Source organism: Kitasatospora sp. NPDC057965, assembly GCF_042887135.1.
Taxonomy (GTDB): Bacteria; Actinomycetota; Actinomycetes; order Streptomycetales; family Streptomycetaceae; genus Kitasatospora.
Genome location: NZ_JBHVPZ010000052.1, coordinates 23,905 through 31,588 on the forward strand (window position 1 = coordinate 23,905; position 7,684 = coordinate 31,588).

Here is a 7,684-nt window from a genome sequence, read left to right on the forward strand (position 1 = left end):
CCCCGGCCGGGCCGCCCCCGAGGCCCGCTTCAGACGGTCAGACGCACCTGAAGCGGGCCTCGGCCCAGTCGGCCATGTTCAGCGCCGACCAGATGCCGTTCACCGGCGTCACCACCAGCTTGATCGACTTCTGTCCGTCCAGCGGCACGTGCACCGGCACCGCCGCATCGCCCGCCCGCAGCGTGCGCGAACTCCACAGCGTCCGCCCGTCGTCGCCCTGGACCGAGAACACCACGCCGCCGAGGGTCACGCTCAGGTCGTCCATCCCGGCCACCGCGTCGAAGGACGTGCAGATGCGGTTGAGGTCGATCAGCGTGGCCGCCGGGGCGTGCACGGAGAGGCCGTGCCGGTGCTCGGTGCCCCCGATCGACACGTCGTCCCGCTGCCAGAACCAGTCGCTCCCCTTCTGCCGGATGCTCGGCTGCGGCGGGGGCACCCGGTTGTTGCCGGGCTTGAACACCGGCAGGCCGTCGGCCCAGAAGTCGGCCGGTGGCGGCGGAGTCGTGGGGACCACCGTCGGCACGTTCGCCGTGGGGCTGGGCGTCGGGATCACCGGCGGCTGGGGCGTCGGGATGACCGGTGGTTCGGGCGTGGGCAGCGGCGGCAGGCTCGGCTGCGGGATCACCAGGACCGGGCTCTGCGACGGGCTCGGCGTCGGGGTCGGCGAGAGCGCCGACGTCGGCGTCGGGGTGGGTGTGGCCGTCGTGCGCGCGGTCGTCGGCGAGGCCGCCGCCGGACCGGCCGACGGCGTGCCTGATGCGGCCGGCGGGGCGGGCCTGGGCGTCGTGCCGGGTGCCGCGGACGCGGACGCGGACGGCGAGGGGGCGGGCTCCTGCGCGGGCTCCTGCACGGAGCCCGGCTCGGGGCCGGCCGGGTCCGGCTGCGGCGCCGGTTCCTGGGCCGCCGCCCCGGGCGCGGGGGCCGACGGCGCGGGCGCGGCCGGGGCGGACGCCGGGGGAGCGGCCACCGGGGGCTTGGGCTCGGGCGAGCCGGTGAGCGCGTACGCGGCGACGGCCGCGGCGGCCACCGCGATCGCGGCGACGACACCGGCCTTGGCCGCGGTGCCCAGGCCCTCCCCGGCCGCACCGGCACCCGCGCCCGCGCCCGCACCGCCGCCACCGGCGGCCCCGGCTCCACCCGCGGCCCCACCCGCGCTTCCCGCCGCACCCGCGGCGGCACCGCTCGTCGCTCCCGTCGTCGCCGTGCCGCCCGTCGTGGCGGTCGCGGTTCCGGCGGCCGCGCCGCCGACCACCGCCGCCCCGCCCACGGCGGCCGCGGCGGCACCGGCACCGCCCACGCCGATCCAGACCAGCACCCCACCGGGCAGCAGCGCGCGCAGCCCGTGGTTGATCTCGGACAGCTCCAGGCAGGCGGCCGTGCACCGGTCGCACTCCTTGAGGTGCCGCCCGACCTCCGCCGAGGCGCGCTTGCGCAGCGAGCCGCGCGCGTACGCGCCGAGCCGGTTGGCGTACGCCTCGCAGTCCCGGGCCTGGCTGCCCGAGACGTGGGCCTGCAGGAAGCCGGCGGCGAGCCGGTCGCGGGCCCGGTGGGCCTGGACGGCGGTCGCGTTGGCGGTCTTGCCGAGCATCACCGACACGGTCTTCGGCGACTCCCGCTCGACCTCGGTGTGCCAGAGCACCATCCGGTCGTCCTCGGGGAGTTCGGCGTAGGCCTGCATCACCATGCGCTGGTCGGCCATCGCCATCGCCCAGGCGTCGGCGCCCGGGTCGGCCAGGTCGAGGTCGACGACGGCGGCCGAGGTCTGCGCGAACACGCTGAAGTCGTCGACGAGTTGCTCGCGCCGCTCGCTGCGGGTCCAGGCCGCGGCGACGTTCCGCACGGCGGTCAGCAGGTAGGCGCGGACGGCGAACTCCGGCCCCTTGCCCGCCTTCAGCGCCTGCAGGGTGCGCGCGAACACCTCGCCGGCCAGGTCCTCGGCGGTGAAGCTGTCGCGGCAGCAGGTCCGGGCGTAGCGGCGCACCGAGTCGACGTGCCGGCGGTAGATCTCCTCGTACGCGCTGTCGTCACCGGCCCGCACGAGCGCGGTCAACTCGGCATCGGAGGGCGGCCGTTCACCGTCGACCGGATCGGCGGGCGCGGGCACGGTGGGGCGCGTCGGGGCACCGGGGCCGACGAAGGCCTCCGGGGTGACGCCGCCGCGCCCGGCGGGGGCCTGCCCGGGGACGCGGCCCTGGGGGAACGCGGCGGCGGAGGCGGAGAGGGTCTCACGGCTGGGCATCCCGGCCTGGTCGGGCACCTGGCCCGCCGGCAGCCCGGAGTGGGCCTGACCCGAGTGGACCTGCCCCGACTGCACCTGTCCCGATTGCATCTGTCCGGACGCCGGCGAACCGGCCGCCGATCCGCCGCCGGGGCCTCCGGCATCGGTGCCCGGACCGCTGGACCTCCAGTCGGCCCCCCGGTCGGGCCCGGTCCCGGCGGACCGGCCGAAGTCGAGGCCGTATCCGTAGTCGTTCTGTTCCTCGGCGCTCACAACGGACCCCAGATTCCACGACAGCCCCCGTAGTGTGGCAGGGCGCGCGGGAGTGCGTGGGCGCACGAGCTCCTGCTGCACGGCGCCGAGGGCACGCGAACGGCGCGCATCGGGACATTGGCTCCAACCACGGGCAAAGGATGGCATAGGGCAGAGTTGGGCGGTAGCCGGACCGGCCGTGACCCACTCTTCCGTGGGGCCGTCGCGGATGTGTTCGCCTGCCGCGCGGCATCCTGGGGGACATTGCTCACGCCGGGCGCGCGACCCTGTTCCACGCGCCGCCCGGTTCCCCAACCTCCTTGCCCGCAGCGGACGGTGATCGTCCGGCGGGGTGGCGTTCAGCGGGCCCGCAGGCCGTCGAGCAGGATCTGCAGCAGCCGGTCCGACGGGCCTTCGACGGGTTGACCGTCCGTCTGCCCACCAACGGCCGGCTGAAGTGCCTCCCCGGCCGCCGGGCCCACCGCACCCGGGCCGACGGCCCCCGGGACCGTCCCGGCCCCGGCACCGCCCGCCGGGGCGCCGCGCCACGCGTGCACCGGCACGGACGCCGTCAGCACCAGCACCACGTCCGCGACGGTGACCCCGGGCCGCAGCTCACCGGCCGCACCCGCCCGCGCGACCAGCGCCGCGAGTAACTGCAGCAGCAGCCTCGGGTCGGCGTCGGCCACCAGCGCCGCGGCCTCGGCCTCGCTCGCCCGGACCCCGGAGTCCGGGAACCCGCGGGACGCCGCCGTCTCGCCGCGCAGCGGCTCGTACAGCACGGCGCCGAACCCGCCGATCGACCCGACCGACCCGACGGAGCCCACCGGCCCCACCGGTTCCGGCGAACGCTGCTCGGGCACCCGCCCCAGCTCCTCGGCGTACCGGAACGCCTCCGGCGGCAGCAGCCGCCCGGCCCCGGTGGACACCGCGCGCGCCAGGTACCCGGCCAGCGCCTCCCACGCGCCGGAGCCGCCGTACAGCGACTCGCGCGCCTGGGCGGTCAGCCAGGCGACCTCCTCGGCCGCGATCCGCTGGACCAGCACCTCCTTGCTCGGGAAGCGCCGGTACACCGTGCCCACGCCGACCCCGGCCCGCCGCGCCACCTCCTCCATCGGCGCGCCGTAGCCGAACTCGCCGAACACCTCACGCGCCGCACGCAGCACGCTCTCCAGGTTCCGGCGGGCGTCGACCCGCAGCCGCGCACCCGACGGGGGTCCGCCGGCCTGCGTCGTCTCGCCGCCCCGGTACGGGACCGCCGTGTACGCCGTCCCGGCCGGCCCGGGGACGTCGGCCGCACCGGAACCTCCGGGTGGCTCGGCCGGCCCGCGTTGCTCCGGCACCACGCCCTGGACGGGGTGTGCCGCACCCGCTCGCCCCAACAGTCGCTCCTGTTCCATCATCCCAACTCTCCCCCGCAGGCGTCCGGTTCCGGACCCTGTCGTCGCCCGCCCCTGCACCCCCCGGTGCAGCTACGCCTGAAAGAAATGACCGATGACCCATCGCTCGTGCCGTTGGTGGTGCCGCCCGGGGACGCCCGACCGCGGGTGCGGCCACGCGCAGAACACCCGGACCCCGATCCGGCGGGCGCCGCCGGCCCGATCGAGGCGATCGGACACGGCGTGTCGGCGCCCGTCCGGGGCCTTGTCCGGGAACTACCCTTCCCCGGATCACGGTCCCGCAGTCGGGTTCTCCCGCCAACACTAGAACTGGCCGTAATGGCCGCTCCACGGTGCGTCGCCGCCGGTTGACATGGCAGTGGCCGCGCCGCCACACAATCCGACCATAGTTCACGCCCGTTCGAGGCCGAAAGTGCGTCAGAAACTCACCCCGGCAGTACATCTGTCCCCGCCGGACCCCAGCGGCCCCATCCGTCACGGTACGGACGGTGGACAAGACGGCGCCGACGGTCCTTTATTGGGGGGCGTGATGGGGGCATGCCCGATCGAAGGCGGGCACCGGGCCCCATCGACAGGAGGTGCGCCATCAGGATCCTGATCGTCGGCGGCGGCTGCGCGGGCATGGCCGCGGCGCTGCACCTCCAGCGCGGCCTGCGCGAGCGGCTGCGCCGGGGCGAGGTCCACCTCACCGTGGTCGAGCCACAGGCCTACCTCACCTACCATCCGCTGCTCGCGGAGGTCGCCGCCGGCAGCATCGACCCCCGGCACGTGGTGGTGCCGCTGCGCCGCGAGCTCACCGAGTGCAAGGTGCTGACCGCCCGGATCACCCGGATCGAGCACGCCACCCGCCGGGCCTGGGCCGACGCCGCCGGCCGGGGCGAACCGCCCGCGCCGGTCGAACTCGACTACGACGTCCTGGTGCTCGCCCCCGGCGCGGTCTCCCGCACCGCGCCCGTCCCCGGGCTGGCCGAGCACGGCCGGGGCTTCTCCACCGTGGGCGAGGCCGTCGGGCTGCGCAACCACGTCCTGGAGCAGCTCGACCTGGCCGCCACCACCCGCGACCCGGGGCTCCGCCAGGCCGCGCTCACCTTCGTGTTCGTCGGGGCCGGCTACGCGGGGGTCGGCGCGCTGGCCGAGCTGGAGGACATGGCCCGGTACGCCGTCCGCGGCCACCACAACATCGCTCCCGAGGATCTGCGCTGGGTACTGGTCGAGGCCACCGACCGGATCCTCGCCGAGGAGTCGCCCGAACTCGCCGACCACACCCTGGACCAACTGCGCGAGCGCAGCGTCGACGTCCGACTGCGCACCACCCTGGAGTCGGCGGCCGGCGGGGTCATGGCGCTCTCCGACGGCAGCCGGTTCGCCGCCCGCACCCTGGTCTGGACGGCCGGGGTCCGCCCGAACCCGGTGCTGCGCGACACCGATCTGCCGCTGGACACCGCCGGCCGGATCCGCTGTCTGCCCACCCTCCAGGTGCTGGGCCCGGACGGCCGCGCGCTGCCGGGAGCGTGGGCCGCCGGGGACTGCGCCGCCGTGCCCGACCCGCACGCGGACGGGGCGCCGTGCGCGCCGAACGCCCAGCACGCCTTCGCGCAGGCCGGACTGCTGGCCGCCAATGTGCTGGTCGCCCTGGAAGGCGGCCCGCACGCGCCCGGCATCACCGAGTACCGGCCCGAGGCCCCGGCCTGTTCCACCTCGCTGGGCCTGGGCCGGGCGGTCGCCCACACCCGGCGCGGCGGACGGCTCACCGGGCGCCGCGCCTGGTGGCTGCACCGGGCCCGCCATCTGCGCCGGCTGCCGAGCAGCGAGCGGCGGGTGCGGGTCCTGGTGGACTGGGTGCTGGCCGGGTTCTTCCCCCGCGAGGTCGTCCCGCTCGGCCGGCCCGAGCGGGCGGCCCCGGCCGACGAGCGTCCGGCGTGAGCCGCCCGGAGGGCCCGCCCGGCGCGGACGACTTCCGGAATCGGGCCTCCGCCTGACAGGATCTGCCCGACCGAGTCATTACCCCGTGTGCTGACGAGTGCACGAAAAGTGATGATATGTCTGGAACCCGAGGAAGCGGCCGTCGTTTGAACCTCATGCGCTGGAGCGCCCGGCTCACCGGAGTCCCGTGGCGTGCCACCCCGCCGTCCGGGGCCGGCACCGACCGCGGCACGCCGTCCGGCGACGCCGTCGTGGTGCCCGGCCCCCGCGACCCCACCGGTCCCGCCGGACAAGCCGACACCACCGACACCGCCGACGCCCTCGACCCCACCGGCGTGCTCGACCCCCACCGGCCCCAGGACCTCCGCGAGGTGCTCAACCGCATCCCGGCCCCGGTCGCGGTCACCTACGGCCCGCTGCACCAGCTCGGCTACGCCAACCGCGCCTACCGCGAACTCTTCGGCGAGCGCCCCACCGGCCTGCCCGCCTGCGACGCGCTGCCCGAGCTCGGCACCCTCGGCGTCCTGCCCCTGATGGACCAGGTGATCCGCGGCGGCAGCCCGCGCAGCGTCAAGGCCCGCTGCATCCTCGGCCTCACCGGCAACCGCTACTACAACGTCTCCTGCGTCCCCCTCACCCGCGACCCGGGCCGTGCGGGCTCCGACGGCCGCCCCGCACTTTCCACTCCAACGAGCGACGACCCGACCTCCGGCGTCCTCGTCTTCGCCGCCGAGGTCACCGACCAGGTGCTGGCCGCCGCCCGGCTGCGCGAATCCGAACGCCGCCACCGCGAGGCCGCCGTCACCCTCCAGCGCAGCCTCCTCCCGCAGAAGCTCGACCAGCCGGCCGACCTCCGGGTCGCCGCCACCTACCAGCCCGGCGGGGCCGAGGCCGCGGTCGGCGGTGACTGGTACGACGTCATCGCCATCGCCGGCGGCCGTACCGCCCTCGTCATCGGCGACGTCATGGGCCGGGGCCTGCGCGCCGCCGCCGTCATGGGCCAGCTCCGCACCGCCGTCCGCGCCTACGCCCGGCTCGACCTCCCCCCGCACAAGGTGATGACCCTGCTCGACGGCCTCGCCATGGAGATCGACGCCAACCAGATCGCCACCTGCGCCTACGCCGTCTGGGACCCGCAGCGCCGCACCCTCGGCTACGCCTCCGCCGGCCACCTCCCGATCCTGCTGCGCTGCCCGGACGGCACCGTCCTGCGCGGCGAGGAGCAGAACGGCCCACCGCTGGGGACCGGGGGAGGCGTCCACGTCTCGCACACCCTCCGACTGCTGCCCGGCACCACCGGCGTCCTCTACACGGACGGCCTGGTCGAACGTCGTGACGAGGACATCGACCAGGGCCTCGACCAGCTCGCCCGCACCCTCGGCGGCGCGGTCGGCACGCCCGAGGTGGTCTGCGCCCGTCTGCTGCGGGCCATGGGGGTCACCTCCGAGCACGACGACGACGTCGCCGTGCTGGTCTTCCAGCTGTCGGACGACGAGCAGTCCCCCGAAGGAAGACCGGCGCTTGACTCGGCAGCCCGAGAGGTCTAGTGTTCTTCGAGCTGCCTGGCAGGGAGCACCGGACACGCATCGGCGCGGACGGTCCCGGGGCAGCCAATCCTCTGAAAACCACCTCTTCCCGGTTACGGGCCGAGGCGTGTCGTTATTTGTTTCGACGCGTTCCGGCTCAGGGTTTATTTGGTGTGCCTGTTTTTGGGGATTGCGGCTGGATTCGCTTTTCGGAGCGGGGATCGGTTAGAGTTTGGAACGTCGGACGGGGCGTCAAGCCGCAGAAGACACCAGCGAGTTGGATGAAGGAAGCGCCGGGAACGGCACGGAAAACATCTGGTAAGCTGGAAACACGAAAGAACGAAGCGCCCGGAGGGCCGGTGTGA

At 75.3% G+C, this 7,684-nt stretch carries 3 protein-coding genes and 1 pseudogene; 2 read left to right on the plus strand and 2 right to left on the minus strand.

Translation table 11 applies throughout. From position 1 onward, the window contains the following. Window positions 1-37 precede the first annotated feature (37 nt). Complete coding sequence (locus tag ACFVVU_RS37590) at window positions 38-2,314, minus strand: sigma-70 family RNA polymerase sigma factor (protein WP_387794275.1); 2,277 nt, start codon at window positions 2,312-2,314, stop codon at window positions 38-40. 515 nt (window positions 2,315-2,829) lie between these two features. Then, a complete protein-coding gene (locus ACFVVU_RS37595; protein WP_387794276.1) occupies window positions 2,830-3,873 on the minus strand; it encodes a TetR/AcrR family transcriptional regulator in 1,044 nt (347 codons plus the stop codon). Window positions 3,874-4,407: 534 nt separating this feature from the next. On the opposite strand from ACFVVU_RS37595, the gene ACFVVU_RS37600 reads away from it, so the two are divergent. Both ACFVVU_RS37600 and ACFVVU_RS37605 read left to right on the plus strand, forming a co-directional pair. Beyond that, on the plus strand, window positions 4,408-5,793 hold the full coding sequence (locus ACFVVU_RS37600) for an NAD(P)/FAD-dependent oxidoreductase (RefSeq protein ID WP_387794278.1): 1,386 nt from the start codon (window positions 4,408-4,410) through the stop codon (window positions 5,791-5,793). 146 nt (window positions 5,794-5,939) lie between these two features. Further along, window positions 5,940-7,274 (plus strand): annotated as a pseudogene (locus ACFVVU_RS37605) (PP2C family protein-serine/threonine phosphatase); the annotation flags it as partial. Window positions 7,275-7,684 lie beyond the last annotated feature (410 nt).

Bases quoted from the DNA above. Each gene is read 5' to 3' on its own strand.
- ACFVVU_RS37600 (WP_387794278.1), top strand. From the start codon at position 4,408: ATGCCCGATCGAAGGCGGGCACCGGGCCCCATCGACAGGAGGTGCGCC.
- ACFVVU_RS37595 (WP_387794276.1), bottom strand. From the start codon at position 3,873: ATGATGGAACAGGAGCGACTGTTGGGGCGAGCGGGTGCGGCACACCCC.